The sequence below is a fragment of the Nonomuraea sp. NPDC051941 genome (assembly GCF_044593615.1).
Genome location: NZ_JBIUCF010000003.1, coordinates 125,842 through 141,195, shown reverse-complemented (window position 1 = coordinate 141,195; position 15,354 = coordinate 125,842). Strand labels below are relative to the sequence as shown.

Here is a 15,354-nt window from a genome sequence, read left to right as displayed (position 1 = left end):
CCTACTCCCAGGCGAATCCGGCGCCGGGTGCGTCCTCCCGCAGCACGCTGCCCTCGATCAGGCCGTAAGGGCGGTCGGCGGCGTGGAAGACCTCGTTCTCGTTGGCCAGGCCGAACGGCGACAGGTCCACGGCGAAGTGGTGCCTGTTCGGCATCGCGAGCCGGATCTCGCAGATCTCGGGACAGGTGTTCAGGGCGCGCTCGCCCATGGCGTAAAGGGTCTGCTGGAGCGACAGGCTGTGGGTGTCGGCGAACGCGTCCAGCAGGCACTGCCGCACCTGCTCGTACGACTTGCCGTACGCGGGCGTCTCCCCCGCGTGCCGCCAGCGCGCGGCGACGGCGGTGGCCAGGACGCGGTCGGTGGTGGGCGGCAGCGTGGTGTACTCGTCCACGATGTAGCCGTGGAACTCCGAGCCGGTCGTGTTCATCAGCACCAGGTCCTTGAGCCCGGACACCACTGTGGAGCGGCCGTCCCGGTCGCAGTGGACCACGCACGTGCGCACCTCGCCGCCGTCGCGGACGAACGAGTGCGGCCCGCGGCGGGTCCACGCGTACTCGTCGATCTCGACCCTGGCGTGGTGGACGGTCGGCTGCGCCTGCACGAAGTGCCCGGCCAGCAGGAGGGCGAACTCCTCGATCTGGCCGACGCCGTGCTTCTTCGCCAGCGCGTACGCGGTGTTCTTCTGCGTGTCGGTGGGCAGGACGGCGGCGTTGTCGCCGGTCAGGTGGACGGCCTCCATGTCGCCGGAGAGGGAGGTGCTGACGTTGAGGTCCTTGACGTGGTGGACGGGGCCGTCTCTGACCACGCGGACGAGCCTGGTCTCCGCCTTGCCGTAGCGGTTGGGTCCGAGCCTGATGGACATCTAGCTCCCTCGGTAGGTGGAGTAGGCGTACGGGCTGAGCAGCAGGGGCACGTGGTAGTGCCGTTCGGGGTCGGCGACGGTGAAGGTGACGACGACCTCGGGATAGAACGTCTCCTCCAGGTAGGCCCCGGTGTCGAAGACGACCCGGTGGACGCCGGCTCCCGGGTTCCAGCCCTTGATGCGCCCGTCGTCGTCGGTGCGCCCCTCGGCCACCACCCGGCCCTCGTGCTCCAGGCGGACGTGGACGCCGCGCGCGGGCAGCCCGGTGACCGCGTTCAGCACGTGCGTCGAGAAGCTCATGTCCCCTCCTTCATGAGCTTGCGCAGCCGCAGCGCGGTGATCGCGGCCAGCTCGCCCCGCACGGCCGCCCGCTCGCTCTCCTCATCGTTGCCCAGCCGTTCGCGCAGCCTGGCCAGCATCTGGGCCCCGGTGAGCCCGGTGGCGCAGACCAGGTAGACGTGCCCGAACCGGTCCTCGTACGCCTTGTTGCCCGCGGCCAGCGCCTGGCGCGCCTCCTCCTCCACACCGGACTGCTCCTGGCGCGACCACGACGCCTCCCTGGCCTCGCCCGCCGCCCGCTCCCCGATCCTCGGGTGCGCCCCGAGCGCCTCCATCACGTCGTCCCATCCCAGGTCCCGGACGGCCGCCTCGGCGGTCGCGACGAGCTCGTCGACGTCGTCGTACGGCCGCAACGCCGCCACCTTCGCGGCGAAGGCGCGCGAGGCGCAGCAGGCCAGCAGCTCCTCCTCGGCGCCGGCCGGGGAGCCGGCGTTGAAGTCGCTCAGCGTGTCGGGCATGTCAGAAGTACACACACCCGCTTCGTGCCCGGTCCATCCGCGAGAACTCCGAACCTGCCGCCCCCGCGGCCGGGACTTTTCGTGTCATCATCCAACCGGCGTGCCGACGCGCCCGGTCCGCGCCGGCCCCCGGGATGTCGGGGCGTGCGCCTACACTGAGACCCATCATGACCCCAACATCCCTGATCGGCGGGCACGTACTCGTCGCGGGCGGCCTCGCGACGGGCGGCCTGGCATACATGGCCGAGATCGGCGCCGAGATGATCCAGGTCTTCGTGACCAACCCGCGCGCCTGGGCGCTCGCCGAAGGCAAGCCCGACGAGGACGCCAAGCTGGCCGAGTCGGGCGTCGAGGCGTTCGTCCACGTGCCCTATCTCGCCAACTTCGGCTCGCCCAGCCCGGAGACCCTGGCCAACTCCATCGCGCTGGTGCGCCACACGCTGCGGCGCGGCGCCGAGATCGGCGCCAAGGGAGTCGTGGTGCACACGGGCTCGGCGGTCACCCAGTCGCGCGACGACGCGCTGCGCCAGGTGCGCGAAAACCTGCTGCCGCTGCTGGAGGAGATCCCCGACGGCGGCCCCGACCTGCTGCTGGAGCCGATGGCGGGGCAGGGTGCCATGCTCTGCGCCACCGTCCAGGACATCGAGCCCTACCTGGCCGCGCTCGACTGGCATCCGCGCGTCGGCATCTGCCTCGACACCTGCCACGCCTTCGCCGCCGGCCACGACCTCGCGGCGCCGGGCGGGGTGAAGGAGACGTTCGACGCGCTGCACGAGATCGCCCCCGGGCGGCTCAAGCTGATCCACGCCAACGACTCCAAGGACGTGTGCGGCGCCAAGAAGGACCGGCACGAGAACATCGGGGCCGGCCACATCGGCGCGCAGCCGTTCGCCGACCTCATGCGCCACCCGGCCGTGGCGGGGGTGCCGATCTGCATCGAGACGCCGGGCAAGGCGCCCAAGCACGCCGAGGACATCGCCCTGCTGAAGAAGCTCCGCGACTCCTGACCCGGCCGGCTCGTCGTGAAAGGGGCGCCTGCTCGCGCGATCCGGCCGCCCCCGAAGGGCCGAATCGCGGGGCCGGCTGAGGGCCTCAGCAGGCGCCCCTTCACCTGACCGGCGTGGCGGGCCCCACCCCCGGATGGGGGCCCGGCAGCCGTGGTGACCTGGGCGGTCACCGGCGAAGCCGGCGCATCAGGCCTGTTGTGAGCCCCCCGGCTCGTCCCCCCCGATGCGCCGGAGTGGCTTTCGTTGCCGAAACACTACGGTCGCGATCTTGCGGGCGATACCCTGTTTTCGGACAGCTCGTTGAACGGTCCGTAGTCATCGATATACGGAGAGTGCTGTTACGATGAGCGGTCGCCGTGCTGCGACGAGCGGTAGTCCCGTGGGCCCGCGAGATGCTCGGGCAGGTGCATCCTGGCCATCATCCGCCCCACCCCGCGCGGCATCCGACCCGGTGTGACCAGGGAAATCATCACCATCGCGGCAAAGGCGACCGGCACCGCCACCGGCGCGGGGTTGGACGTGAGAACGCCCATCTTCACGCCCGCCTGCTCCTCGATCACCAGCACCGCCGTCACTCCCCCGCCGAGCGCGAACCCGGCCGCCACCCCGGCGTCCGTCAGCCGCCGCCACCAGATCCCGAGCACCAGCAGCGGGCAGAGCGTGGCCGCCGAGAGGCTGAAGCCGAGCAGGACGAGCGCCACCGACGCCTGCGGCCCGGTGAGCGCCGTCAGGGCGAGCGCGGCCAGCAGCACCAGGCACACGGCCGCGCGGAAGGCGCGGACCCCGGCCCTGGCCAGGCACGCCGACACCGCTCCCCCGACCGCCACCAGCACGCCCGCCGTGGTGGCCAGGAAGGCGGCGAAGGCCCCGGCGGCGAGCGCCCCGGTGAGCGCGTCCCCCACGGGCCCTGGGAGCAGCCTGGCGGGCAGCAGCAACACGATCTCGTCCGAGGACCCCTCGTGCACGTGCACGTGCCCCAGAAGCCCGTACAGCGGCGGCACGACGCAGAACACCGCCAGCATGACCTGCGTCGCCACGATCGACCGCCTGGCCTCGCGCCCGTCGCTGTTGGTGTAGACCCGGACGATCACGTGCGGCAGCCCCATCGTGCCCAGCGCGCAGGCCACCAGCACGGTCAGCACGCCGGGCAGCGACGGGTCGCCCACCCCCGCCAGCCCCGGCTCGGCCGCCCGGTACGCCCCCTCGAACCAGGTGACGGACCGCGCTCCCGCCGCCCACCAGCACACCGCCCCCACCCCGGCGAACACGACCAGCTTCAGCCAGAACTGCGCGGCCAGCACGCTCGTCACGCTCCCCAGCCCGCCCACGCAGGCCACGACCAGCGCCGCCGAGGCGATGGCCACCCACCCGAGCCACGGCGGGAGCCCGGTCAGCAGCCGCACCACCGCCCCGGCCGCGTGGAGCTGCGCGACCATGAACGCCAGCCCGATCACCAGGACGAGGAACGTGGCGGAGCGCCGCAGCCTGACCGATCTCAGCCGCCACTCGGCGAAGTCGGGTAGCGTGTACGTCCCCGAGCGCCGCAAGGGTGCGACGACCAGGGCGAGGATGACGACGAACCCGGCCGTGGCCCCCAGCGGGTACCACAGCATCGGCCCGCCCCTGGTGGCGATGAGCCCGGCCAGGCCCAGGCAGGCCGCGGCCGAGGTGACCTCGGAGGCGATGGCGGCGCCGTTCCACCAGGGCGGAACGGCCCTGGCCGCCACGGAGAAGTCGGAGACGCCGCTGGCGCGGCGCGGTCGCGCGGAGCCCACCATGACGCCCAGAACCAGCACGAAGGCGATCCCGGTCAGCACCGCGACGGTCATCTCTCCCGCCCCAGCCCGCTCATCTCTCCAGCCGCCCCGCCCGCCCCAGCCGCAGCCCGCTCACCTTTCCAGCCGCTCCGCGCGCCTCAGCTGCAGCACGGCCAGCACGACCCAGACCCCCTGCACGGCCAGCGAGAGCGCGAACCAGGCCCAGGGAGCGGGCACCCACACGGCGATCACCGGGACGCCCGCCAGCAGCGCGGCCACGGCGCCCACGGTCAGCAGCGCCTGCCGTAACTGCCGCCCCACGATCGCCGGCACGTCGGGCCCGCCGTCGTCCGAATCGAACCGGTCGCGGGAGCGCCCGAGCGCGGCCGGCCTGCGGGAGACGATCACCCGCCGCTCCGCCGTCACGAGATCACACCCCGGTGGTGGCGTACGAGCTGCTCGCGCACCTGCCGACTGTGCCGCCTGCTGACCTGCAGCGTCTCGGTGCCGACGGTGAGCGTCACCCGCCCGCCCTCGAAGCACAGCTCGCTGACGTGCCGTCCGGAGACCAGCGTGCTGCGGTGGATGCGGATGAACCCGGCGTCCGACCAGCGCCGCTCCAGCGCGGCCAGCGACATGCGCACGAGGTAGCTGCCGTCGGCGGTGTGCAGCCGCACGTAGTCGCCCTTGGCCTCGGCGAACCAGACCGCCTGCTGCGGCACGAACCGGGTGCGCCCGCCCAGCTCGACCGGGATCACCTCGTCCTGGCCGGGCTCGGGCGCGGGCAGGGAGGTGGCCTCCAGCCGGCGCACGGCCTCGGCCAAGCGCTCGGCCCTGACCGGCTTGAGCAGGTAGTCGACGGCCTCCAGCTCGAACGCCTGCACCGCGCACTCCTCGTGCGCCGTCACGAACACCAGCCGGGGCGGGCTGGGAAACCCGCCGACCAGCCGGGCCAGGTCGAGCCCGTCGAGCCCGGGCATGCGAATGTCGAGGAACACCCCGTCGAGCCGCTCGCCCCCGCCGATCATCTGCACCATGTCCTGCAGCGCCGTGACGCCGTCGGCGGCGGTCGCGACGTGTTCGATCCGTTCGTCCTGGCGCAGCAGATAGGCGAGCTCCTCCAGAGCGGGCACCTCGTCGTCGACGGCCAGGACTCTCATCATGTCCTCCACGCTGCCGTATGAAAGCAAAGGTCACAAGCGACACGCCAGCTCAGTGTAATGAAATGACTACAACGAGCTAAGCTGACTCTTGGGCACCCGCAGCCGCACCTTGGTGCCCGCGCCCAGCGCCGTCTCCACGACGAGCCCGTAGCCGTCGCCGTAGATCTGGCGCATCCGCAGGTCCACGTTGGCCAGCCCGATGCCGCTGCCCTCGCGGGCCGGGTCCTCGTCGAGCATCCGCCGCGCGCACTCCGGGTCCATGCCCGCGCCGTCGTCCTCGACCGTGATGTGCGCCTCCGGGCCCGCGTCGCGCACCACGACCCGCACCTCGCCGCTGCCGCCGCGGCCGCGCATGCCGTGCTTGATGGCGTTCTCGACGAGCGGCTGCAGGCACAGGAACGGCACGGGCACGGGCAGCACCTCGGGCGCCACCTGCATGCTGAAGCGCAGCTTGTCGCCGAACCTGGCACGTTCCAGAAGCAGATAGCGGTCGACGCAGGTCAGCTCGTCGGCCAGGGTCGTGAAGTCGTGCGCCCGGCGCAGCGCGTACCGGGAGAAGTCGGCGAAGTCGAGCAGGAGCTCGCGGGCGCGCTTGGGGTTCGTGCGGACGAACGAGGCGATCGTCGTGAGCGCGTTGTAGACGAAGTGCGGCGAGATCTGCGCCCGCAGCGCGCGCATCTCCGCCTCCAGCGCGCGCCGCCGTGAGGCGTCGAGGTCGGCGAGCTCCAGTTGGCCCGACACCCAGCGGGCGACCTCCGAGACCGTGCGCACGAGCGCGGCGCTCACCTCGTCGTCGAAGGCCGCCAGCGTGCCCACGACCGTGCCGTCCACGGTCAGCGGCACCACGACCGCGCCGTGCGGCTCGCCCGCGAACACCTGGCACCGCCCCGCGGCCAGGGTCGCCCGGGCGTAGGTGAGCACGTCGTCGGTGCACGGCCCCTCCCAGGCCAGCGCGGCCTCGGTCGAGGTGATCGCGACGGCCCGGGTGCCGAGCAGCGTGCGCAGGTGCCGTACGGCCTTGCGGGCGGAGTCCCGGTTGAGCCCGGCCCGCAGGGCGGGGGCGGCCATCGCGGCGATGTGCAGCGTGGTGAACGTCGCCTCGTCCGATCTACGGCCCTCCGGCAGCGCCGCAAGGCGCCACCGGGCGCGGGCGAGCCCGTAGCCGGCGACGAAGGCCAACGAGGCCAAGGAGGAGGACAGCGCCACGCACGCGGTGGTCAGCACGGGGAAAACCGTAGCCAATACAGAGCGTGTCCGGGGGAAAACCAGGAGTGAAGTCTAAGGGGGTCCCTCTCCGGGTTCTTCCTGGTAGGAGTAGCGCTGCTCGCGCCAGGGGTCGGCGACGTTGTGGTAGCCGCGCTCCTCCCAGAAGCCCCGTCGATCTTCGACGAGGTATTCGATGCCGCGTACCCACTTGACGCTCTTCCACGCGTACAGGTGGGGCACCACGATCCGCAGCGGGAAGCCGCGGTCGGGGCTGAGCGGCTTCTCGTCGAGCTCCATGGCGAACAGCGTGTCCGGGGCCGCGAAGTCGGCCATGCGCAGGTTGGCGCTGTAGCCGTACTCGGCCCAGATCATCACGTGGCGCACGCCGGGAGCGGGCGGGGCGGCCGCCATGATCGTGGCGGGGGTGACGCCGGTCCACTCGTTGGCCATGAGCGAGAACTTGGTGACGCAGTGGAAGTCCGCGATGCGGGTGGCCCGCGGCAGCCCTTCGAACTCGCTCCAGGAGAAAGGGTGCTCCGCCCCGGACGCGGTGGCGCCGAAGACCCGGAAGTCCCAGCTCTCCGGTTTGAACCGGGGCACCCTGCCGTAGTGGATCACGGGTCGGCCGCGCGGCACGTACTGGCCTGGAGGCAGGCGCGACTCCTCCACGATCACTCTCCTCACCTGACTCGCCGTGTGGGGCCATCCTGCCATCGGATCGATGATGCTTCGCGGCCGGGTTCGGTGCGCTATCCTTACGGCCTATGCGCAACGCGTTCCTGTTTTGGTATGGCGACGGACCCGAGTCCGTTCGCCATCTGACGCTGCGCTAGCAGACAGGCGAACGAAGGCCCCGGGTCCGACAGGACCCGGGGCCTTCTGTGTTTCCGGACAAAGGAGAAGCTCAGATGGTGATCGTGATGGGCCCCGAGGCCACCACGGATGATCTTTCGGCGATCGTGTCGGTCGTCCAGGCGGCCGGGGTCGAGGCTTTCGTCAGCAAGGGCGTGAAACGGACGATCGTCGGGCTGGTCGGCGACGTGACCCAGCTCGACCCGGTCACGTTGCGGGGCATGGGCGGGGTGCGCGACGTCATGCGCGTGTCCACCCCGTACAAGCTGGTCAGCAGGGAGAACCACCCGGAACGCTCCACGGTCCACGTGGGCGGCGTGCCGATCGGCCCCGACACCGTGACGTTGATCGCGGGGCCGTGCGCGGTGGAGACGCACCAGCAGACGCTGGACGCGGCCAGAATGGCACAGGCGGCCGGGGCGGTGCTGCTGCGCGGCGGGGCCTTCAAGCCGCGTACGTCGCCGTACGCCTTCCAGGGGCTGGGCGAGCAGGGCCTGCGCATCCTGGCCGACGTGCGCGAGGAGACCGGGCTGCCGATCGTGACCGAGGTCGTGAACGCCCAGGACGTCGAACTGGTGGCCTCCTACGCCGACATGCTGCAGGTCGGCACCCGCAACATGCAGAACTTCGCGCTGCTGCAGGCGGTCGGGGCGGCCGGCAGGCCGGTGATGCTCAAGCGCGGCATGACCGCCACGATCGAGGAGTGGCTCATGGCCGCCGAGTACATCGCCCAGCGCGGCAACCTGGACATCGTCCTGTGCGAGCGCGGCGTCAGGACGTTCGAGACGGCGACCCGCAACACGCTCGACGTCTCGGCCGTGCCGGTGGCGCAGCGCCTGTCGCACCTGCCGGTGATCATCGACCCGTCCCACTCGGGCGGGCGGCGCGACCTGGTGCTGCCGCTGACCCGCGCGGCCATCGCGGTGGGCGCGGACGGCGTGATCATCGACGTGCACCCGCAGCCGGAGCAGGCGCTCTGCGACGGCCCGCAGGCCCTGGTCGACTCCGACCTGGGCGAGCTGGCCCAGGTCATGAACGACTTCCCGGCGCTGCTCGGCAAGTCCGCCGCGGTCGCGGTCGCCGTCTGACCCGCTGATCCGATGCCGTATTCCGGCCTGCCACGAGCGATCCCGCGCGGATGTACGGCCGGCCGCCGCCACGAGCTGAGCGGCCGGCCGTACTCAGAAGTAACTTGAGTACGTGACCCCATGCGGCGGGCTGTCGCGCGGCGCGACGATGGCCGCATGACGAAGCCCATCCAACCCACGCAGACCACCGCGTACTACGTCCAAACGCTCCTGTCGTTCGCCGTCTCGCTGTCCTCCGTGGTGATCGCCCTGGTCTACCTGCCCGTCGAGGGGTGGGTAAGGGCGTTCCTCGGGCTCGGCCTGCTGTACGTCGTCACCTCGACGATCACGCTGTGCAAGGTCGTACGGGACCGGCAGGAGCAGTCGGAGGTCAGCCAGCGCGTCGACCAGGCGCGGCTGGACAAGCTGCTGACCGAGCACGACCCCTTCAAGGTCAACACCTGAGGGCGCTAGTCGAGGGTGTACTCCTGGATCGAGTCGGCGAGCTGCACGCACAGCTCCTCGGCGTCGAGCCGCTTCTCGATCTGCTTCAGGTCCTCGATCTTGGCCCGGGTCTCGGCCCGCTTGGGCGCCAGCAGCGAGCAGCAGTCCTCGTCGGGCAGCTCGGAGATCTCCAGCGTGCCGATGCGCCGCGCCTCGGCCATGATCTCGGTCTTGTCCCAGCCCACCAGCGGCCGCAGGATCGGCAGCTCCACCGCGTTGTCCTGGGCGGTGATGTTGGTCAGGGTCTGGGAGGAGACCTGGCCGAGCGCGTCGCCGGTGACCAGCGCGGCGGCGCGGATGCGGTGGGCGACCTCCTCGGCCGTCTTGAGCATGAGCCGCCGCTGCGCGATCACCGCCAGGCGGTCCTGGCCGGAGGTGCGGATCGACTGCTGCGCCTTGCCGAACGGCACCACCCACAGCCGCGACCCGCCCTGGAACCGGTCGAGCTTCTTGACCAGCGCGTACGCCTTGTAGATCGACTCGGAGGTGGTGAACGGGATGCCGGAGAAGTGCAGGAAGTCGACGTGCAGCCCGCGCCGCATCATCCGGTAGGCCGCCACCGGCGAGTCGATGCCGCCCGACATGAGCACCAGGGCCCGGCCGCTGCTGCCGACCGGCAGGCCGCCCTGGCCGGGGATGCCGCCGGTGAAGACGAACACCTCGTCCCTGTCGACCTCGATGAACACCGTCAGCTCGGGGTTCTTCAGGTCGACCGGCAGGCCGTACTCGTCGTTGATCGCGCCGCCCACGAGGCGGTCGAGCTCGTTGGAGTGCAGCGGGAAGCGCTTGTCGCGGCGTCGGGAGCGGACGGCGAAGCGGGCCCCCCGCTTGGCCTCCTCGGTCTCGCCGACCAGCTCGAGGCCGGCCTTCAGCACGGCGTCGGGGTCCTTGGCGACCCGCCAGGCCCGGTGGATCCAGACCAGCCCGGGAACGTCGGCGACCCGCTGGGCCACGGCCTGCGCCTGCTCGACCGTGGCGCCCTGGGGCAGGAAGATCGCGATCACGCCGTGCCGCTTGCGCACGTCGAGCTTGAGGTCGAGCGACCGGAGCGCGTCACGGATGTTGCTGATCAGGCGGCGTTCGAACAGCTCGCGGTTCTTGCCTTTCAGGACGATCTCGCCCAGCTTGAGCAGAACACATGGCTCGCCCAGGGCGGACATCGTCATGGTGGAACCTCCGGAAAGACGGGGAAGGGCACGCGTCGAAGGCAACGCCGCGCGCCATCGAGTTTAGTCCGCGTCCAGCCCGTGCTCGATCGCATATCGGACCAGTTCGACCCGGCTGTGGAGCTGGAGCTTGCGCAGCGCGTTCTGGACGTGGTTCTGCACCGTGCGGTGGGAGAGCACGAGCCGCTCGGCGATCTGCCGGTAGGACAGACCCTTGGCGACCAGCCTGAGCACCTCGGTCTCGCGTTCGGTCAGCCGCGGCCCCTCGGCGGGCGCCGGCTGCGCGGCCAGCCGCCGGTATTCGCCGAGCACGAGCCCGGCCAGGCCCGGGGTGAACACGGCGTCGCCGTCGGCGGTGCGGCGTACCGCGTCGAGGAACTCCTCCCGGCTGGCCGATTTCACCAGATATCCGGACGCGCCGGCCTTGACCGCCTCCAGCACGTCGTCCTGCTCGGCGCTGGCCGACAACACCAGCACCCTCGGCGGTGGCTCCACCGCGGCCAGCCTGGCGGCCACCTCCGCGCCCGACATATCCGGTAACCGCAGATCGAGCACCACGACGTCCGGCCGCGCCGCCCCGGCCGCCCGTACCGCCTGCCGCCCCTCCCCCACGGTGGCGACGACCTCATATCCGGCCTCGGCGAGATCCCTGGCGACGCCGTCACGCCACATCGGATGGTCGTCCACCACCATCACCCGCACCATGCCGCAACTCTAACCGCGCGCCCCGGCCCCGCCCTCCGGCCGCGGCGCCCCCGAGGCGGGCACACTGATCTCGACCTCCGTGCCCTCCCCCACGCTGCCGGCGAAGGCGACCGTGCCGCCGAGGTCTTCGATCCGGCCGCGGATGGACTGGGCGACTCCCAGGCGACCGGCCGCGGCGGCCTCGGCCAGGCGGCCCTCGGCGATGCCCGGACCCTCGTCCCGCACCGTCACCGTGATCGCGCCGTCCGACGACTCGGCGAAGATCCAGGCGCGGGCGCCGGGCCCGCAGTGGTCCCGTACGTTGTCCAGCGCCGCCCGGACGGCGGCGGCCGCCTCCGCGGCCACCGGCGCGGGCAGGATCATCGGCGTGGCGGGCGTCGAGACCGTCACCTGGGGCGAGGCGTGCGCCAGGAGGAGGGCACGCAGGTCGGCGGACCCCACGGGGACGGGGGCGGAGGCCGGGGCGACGAGCCGGCGCAGCACGGCCTCCTGCTCGCCGGCGAGCCGTCCCAGCTCCGCCGCCTCACCGCCGATCTGCCGGCCGCGCCGCTGGACCAGGGCCAGCACCTGCAGGACCGAGTCGTGGATGTCACGGGCCAGCCGGTCGCGCTCGCGCTGGGCGGCCTCCATCTCGATGGCCCGCTGCATGCGCTCCTCGGCCTGCCTGGCCAGCCGGGCCACGTGGCCGACCACGACGCCCGCCAGGAAGAGCAGGACCGCGCCATTGATCAGGATGGGCGCCTGGCCGGTGCGGACGCGCAGCCACAGGTCGCCCGCCGCGACGACGGCCGCCGCCACCGCGCCCAGCCGCCTGCCCCCGTGCACGGCCCAGGCCAGCACGGGAGCGGCTATCCACGTCGCAGGCACGGGCATGGTGCCCTCCGCGCCCTGACCGGCGCCCTCGACGTACGGAGAGACCAGCAGGCAGGCCACGGCGACCAGCAGGTCGATCGTCAGCAGCGGCCACCGGCGCACCGACCCGGCCGAATAGGCGAACGTCGCCCCCGCCGTCCACAGCGCCATCACCCCGATCACCAGCCAGCCGAGCACGGGCTGCTCGTAGCCGCGGTGCTGGGCCATCAGCACGGCCGCGTACACCAGCGACGCCACCCGGTAGACCGCGATCGCTCGCCAGAACGGGCCTTCGATAGCCATGAGTCCTTCTCATGTTCCGACAGAGAGGTTGACAGATAGTGGTGATATCCATGCGAATGGGACAACCCGGATGGCACAATCCGGGAACCCCTAATTACCAAGGACCGATAGATGACCTCCGCTGTGAATCATTTCACCTACGGCCTGCTGACCCCTCTGCTCGCCTACGTGATGTCCTGCATCGGATCCATGCTCGGACTACGGCTCACCGCCCAGGCGCACGCCTCCCGCGGCGGTTCCCGGGTGCGCTGGCTGCTGGGCGCGGCCATCTCGATCGGCGGCACCGGCATTTGGGTCATGCACTTCATCGCCATGATGGGCTTCGAGGTGGAGGGCACCCAGATCAAGTACGACGTGTGGCTCACCGTCGCCTCCGCGATCGTGGCCATCGTCGTGGTGGGCACCGGCCTGCTGCTGGTCTCGTACGGTGGCGGCCGGGTCCTGGCGCTCCTCGGCGGGGGCCTGCTCACCGGCCTGGGCGTGGCCTCCATGCACTACCTGGGCATGTACGCGATGAACATGTCCGCCCACGTCTCCTATGACCGCCTCACCGTGGCCGCCTCCGTGGCCATCGCGGTCGTGGCCGCGACGGTGGCGCTGTGGTTCACGCTGCGCGTCAAGAAGCCCATCTGGATCACCCTCGCCGCCCTGGTCATGGGCGTGGCGGTCTCGGGCATGCACTACACCGGCATCTACGCGATGCACGTCACGGTCGACGCCGAACCCGGCGTGGTCGCGGGTGCCGACGCGCTCGACTTCCTCGTGCCCCTCATGACCGTGATCAGCCTGATCACGCTGACCATGCTCCTCATGGTGATCCTCTCGCCCTCGGAGGAGGAGCTGCACGAGGACGCCGAGCTGGTCGCCAAGCTGGAGCTGCGCCGGCGTACCACCCAGCAGGAGCAGCTCACCTACCCCGCGCCGCCGATGCCGATGCCGGTGCAGCGCCGCCAGGCCATGCAGGGCCGCAGAAGATAGTTGCGCGGTCGGCGACTCCCTGTTCATACTCCCTTATCGGTGCGTAGGGGTTTGGGGTGGGGGTCGTGTCGCCGATCGATCATTTTTCCTTTGGGCTGTCAACGCCCGTGCTCGCGTACGTCATGTCCAGCGTGGGCTCCATGCTGGGCCTGCTGCTGACCTCGAGAGCCCGCCTCGCCGGCGGGCGCGAGCGTCATTTATGGCTGGTGGGGGCCGCTTTCGCGATCGGCGGCACGGGCATCTGGACGATGCACTTCCTGGCCATGCTCGGCTTCTCCGTGACCGGCTCGGTGATCCGCTACGACGTGCCGCTCACCGCCCTGTCCGCGCTCATCGCGGTCGTCGTCGTGGGGATGGGCCTGTTCCTGGTCTCCTACGGCGGCGAGCGGCCGGCCTACCTGCTCGGCGGCGGCGTCCTGACCGGCCTCGGCGTGGCCGGCATGCACTACCTCGGCATGTCCGCGATGAACATGTCGGCCCTCGTCTCCTTCGACCCGGTGATCGTCTCCGTGTCCGTCCTGATCGCGGTGGCGGCGGCGACGGTGGCGCTCTGGTTCACGGTGCGGGTCAGCGGCGCCCTCAAGATCGGCGGTGCGGCGCTGGTCATGGGGGTGGCGGTCTCGGGCATGCACTACACGGGGATGTACTCGATGTCGGTGGCCGTGCACTCCGACATGGTGCCCGTGCCCGGCGTCAAGGCCGTCGACCTGCTGCTGCCGCTGATCGTCGGCATCAGTGTGATCACCGTCGGGCTGCTGCTCGCCGTCATCCTCTCCCCCTCGGAGAAGGAGCTGCGCAGCGAGGCGGAATACCGGGATCGGCTGCGCGGGAACGACGAGGGCGCGCCGGAAGTGGATCTCTTCGGCACGCCCCGCGGTTGAGCTATCTCCCAGGTACGGCTTGCGACGCGTGGTGGGCCGCCAACTCGCCGCGGCGCAAGCCGTACCCTGAGGCGGGGTTGTCGTCGGTGATCGCCCCCGCTGGTTCAGAAGGTACGGCCGCGCGCTTGCAAGCGGCTTTCACTCAGCCGAAGAACACCTCCGCCTCGGAGTAGCGCGAGGCGGGCACGGTCTTCAGCTCGGCCGTGGCCTCGTCGAGCCCGACGCGGACGATCTCGGTGCCGCGCAGGGCGACCATCTTGCCGTAGTCGCCCTCGTGGGCGGCGTCGATGGCCTGCAGCCCGAACCTGGTGGCCAGCACCCGGTCGTAGGCCGTCGGGGTGCCGCCGCGCTGGATGTGGCCGAGCACCGTGGTGCGGGCCTCCTTGCCGGTGCGCTTCTCGATCTCCTTGGCCAGCATCTCGCCGATGCCGCCCAGCCGTACGTGCCCGAACGCGTCGAGCTCGCCCGTCTGCAGCTCCATCTGGCCCTCGATCGGGTGGGCGCCCTCGGCGACCACGATGATCGGCGAATAGCGGGTGCGGAAGCGGGACTCGACGTATTCGCAGACCCGGTCGATGTCGAACGGCCGCTCGGGGATGAGGATGACGTTCGCGCCGCCCGCCATGCCGGCGTGCAGCGCGATCCAGCCCGCGTGGCGGCCCATGACCTCGCAGATGAGCGCCCGGTGGTGGGACTCGGCGGTGGTGTGGAGGCGGTCGATGGCCTCGGTCGCGATGTTGACTGCGGTGTCGAAGCCGAAGGTGTAGTCGGTGCCCGACAGGTCGTTGTCGATGGTCTTGGGCACGCCCACCACGTTGACGTGGCGATCGTACAGCTGCTTGGCGACGCCCAGCGTGTCTTCGCCGCCGATGGCGATCAAGGCGTCGACGCCGGTGGTGGCGAGGTTCTCCTTGATCCGGTCGACCCCGCCCTCAATTTTGATGGGGTTCGTGCGGGAAGAACCCAGTATCGTTCCGCCGCGCGGCAGGATGCCCCGCACGGCCTGGATGTCGAGCGGCATCGTGTCGCCTTCAAGCGGGCCGCGCCAGCCGTCACGGAATCCGACGAACTCGTGACCGTAGACGCCCACCCCCTTACGCACCACGGCCCTGATCACGGCGTTGAGGCCGGGGCAGTCGCCGCCCCCGGTCAGCACTCCAATACGCATGGCGGGTTCCTCCCGATGGGGGTCACCTTGATGTCAGACTCGCATTCTGCCCGTCGTCGCGGGCAGTGGTCTAGACCAAACGCCAG

Annotated in this window: 17 protein-coding genes; 5 read left to right on the top strand and 12 right to left on the bottom strand. The window is 71.1% G+C overall.

Annotated features, from left to right (window positions below):
- Nucleotide 1: 1 nt before the first annotated feature.
- From pucL to uraD, 3 genes are read right to left on the bottom strand one after another with little or no spacing between them, the layout of a single operon-like run.
- Entirely contained in the window at nt 2–862 is an 861-nt protein-coding gene (gene pucL, locus ACIHFD_RS07150) for a factor-independent urate hydroxylase (RefSeq protein ID WP_397365989.1), read from the bottom strand.
- Nucleotides 863–1,162, bottom strand: coding sequence for a hydroxyisourate hydrolase (gene uraH / locus ACIHFD_RS07145; protein ID WP_185072939.1), 300 nt, complete (start codon nt 1,160–1,162; stop codon nt 863–865). It lies immediately after the preceding gene.
- Nucleotides 1,159–1,659, bottom strand: a complete 501-nt coding sequence (gene uraD / locus ACIHFD_RS07140) for a 2-oxo-4-hydroxy-4-carboxy-5-ureidoimidazoline decarboxylase (RefSeq protein WP_355191621.1) — start codon at nt 1,657–1,659, stop codon at nt 1,159–1,161. Before uraD ends, uraH begins: the two co-directional genes overlap by 4 nt.
- A gap of 167 nt (nt 1,660–1,826) precedes the next feature.
- On the opposite strand from uraD, the gene ACIHFD_RS07135 reads away from it, so the two are divergent.
- Nucleotides 1,827–2,666, top strand: a complete 840-nt coding sequence (locus ACIHFD_RS07135; RefSeq protein ID WP_397365987.1) for a deoxyribonuclease IV — start codon at nt 1,827–1,829, stop codon at nt 2,664–2,666.
- A gap of 338 nt (nt 2,667–3,004) precedes the next feature.
- Here the strand turns inward: ACIHFD_RS07135 and ACIHFD_RS07130 are convergent, their stop codons facing one another.
- The 5 genes from ACIHFD_RS07130 to ACIHFD_RS07110 form a co-directional block, all read right to left on the bottom strand.
- Nucleotides 3,005–4,495: a cation acetate symporter gene (locus ACIHFD_RS07130; protein WP_397365986.1), complete on the bottom strand. Its 1,491-nt coding sequence runs from the start codon at nt 4,493–4,495 to the stop codon at nt 3,005–3,007.
- 60 nt (nt 4,496–4,555) lie between these two features.
- Complete coding sequence (locus tag ACIHFD_RS07125) at nt 4,556–4,849, bottom strand: hypothetical protein (protein ID WP_397365985.1); 294 nt, start codon at nt 4,847–4,849, stop codon at nt 4,556–4,558.
- Complete coding sequence (locus ACIHFD_RS07120; RefSeq protein ID WP_397365984.1) at nt 4,846–5,586, bottom strand: LytR/AlgR family response regulator transcription factor; 741 nt, start codon at nt 5,584–5,586, stop codon at nt 4,846–4,848. The genes ACIHFD_RS07125 and ACIHFD_RS07120 overlap by 4 nt, the downstream gene beginning before the upstream one ends.
- 66 nt (nt 5,587–5,652) lie before the next feature.
- Nucleotides 5,653–6,810 carry a sensor histidine kinase gene (locus ACIHFD_RS07115; protein ID WP_397365983.1) on the bottom strand — a complete coding sequence of 386 codons (1,158 nt, stop codon included), beginning with the start codon at nt 6,808–6,810 and terminating at the stop codon, nt 5,653–5,655.
- A gap of 54 nt (nt 6,811–6,864) precedes the next feature.
- Nucleotides 6,865–7,461: a molybdopterin-dependent oxidoreductase gene (locus tag ACIHFD_RS07110; protein WP_397365982.1), complete on the bottom strand. Its 597-nt coding sequence runs from the start codon at nt 7,459–7,461 to the stop codon at nt 6,865–6,867.
- A gap of 239 nt (nt 7,462–7,700) precedes the next feature.
- On the opposite strand from ACIHFD_RS07110, the gene aroF reads away from it, so the two are divergent.
- Both aroF and ACIHFD_RS07100 read left to right on the top strand, forming a co-directional pair.
- Entirely contained in the window at nt 7,701–8,732 is a 1,032-nt protein-coding gene (gene aroF, locus ACIHFD_RS07105) for a 3-deoxy-7-phosphoheptulonate synthase (protein ID WP_397365981.1), read from the top strand.
- A gap of 156 nt (nt 8,733–8,888) precedes the next feature.
- Entirely contained in the window at nt 8,889–9,176 is a 288-nt protein-coding gene (locus tag ACIHFD_RS07100; RefSeq protein ID WP_397365980.1) for a YiaA/YiaB family inner membrane protein, read from the top strand.
- Nucleotides 9,177–9,181: 5 nt separating this feature from the next.
- On the opposite strand, the gene thiI is transcribed toward ACIHFD_RS07100, so the two are convergent.
- From thiI to macS, 3 genes are all read right to left on the bottom strand, one after another.
- Nucleotides 9,182–10,381: a tRNA uracil 4-sulfurtransferase ThiI gene (gene thiI / locus ACIHFD_RS07095; RefSeq protein WP_397365978.1), complete on the bottom strand. Its 1,200-nt coding sequence runs from the start codon at nt 10,379–10,381 to the stop codon at nt 9,182–9,184.
- 63 nt (nt 10,382–10,444) lie between these two features.
- On the bottom strand, nt 10,445–11,086 hold the full coding sequence (locus ACIHFD_RS07090) for a response regulator transcription factor (RefSeq protein WP_319710515.1): 642 nt from the start codon (nt 11,084–11,086) through the stop codon (nt 10,445–10,447).
- A gap of 9 nt (nt 11,087–11,095) precedes the next feature.
- Nucleotides 11,096–12,241 (bottom strand): MacS family sensor histidine kinase, encoded by a 1,146-nt coding sequence (gene macS / locus ACIHFD_RS07085; protein ID WP_397365977.1) that lies wholly within the window; start codon nt 12,239–12,241, stop codon nt 11,096–11,098.
- Nucleotides 12,242–12,352: 111 nt separating this feature from the next.
- On the opposite strand from macS, the gene ACIHFD_RS07080 reads away from it, so the two are divergent.
- Complete coding sequence (locus ACIHFD_RS07080) at nt 12,353–13,219, top strand: MHYT domain-containing protein (protein ID WP_350729018.1); 867 nt, start codon at nt 12,353–12,355, stop codon at nt 13,217–13,219.
- Nucleotides 13,220–13,425: 206 nt separating this feature from the next.
- The gene (locus ACIHFD_RS07075) at nt 13,426–14,100 is read left to right on the top strand and encodes an MHYT domain-containing protein (RefSeq protein ID WP_397365976.1); all 675 of its coding nucleotides are present in this window, start codon (nt 13,426–13,428) and stop codon (nt 14,098–14,100) included.
- A 142-nt stretch (nt 14,101–14,242) separates the two neighbouring features.
- On the opposite strand, the gene ACIHFD_RS07070 is transcribed toward ACIHFD_RS07075, so the two are convergent.
- On the bottom strand, nt 14,243–15,268 hold the full coding sequence (locus ACIHFD_RS07070) for a 6-phosphofructokinase (RefSeq protein WP_397365975.1): 1,026 nt from the start codon (nt 15,266–15,268) through the stop codon (nt 14,243–14,245).
- Between the last annotated feature and the right edge of the window lie 86 nt (nt 15,269–15,354).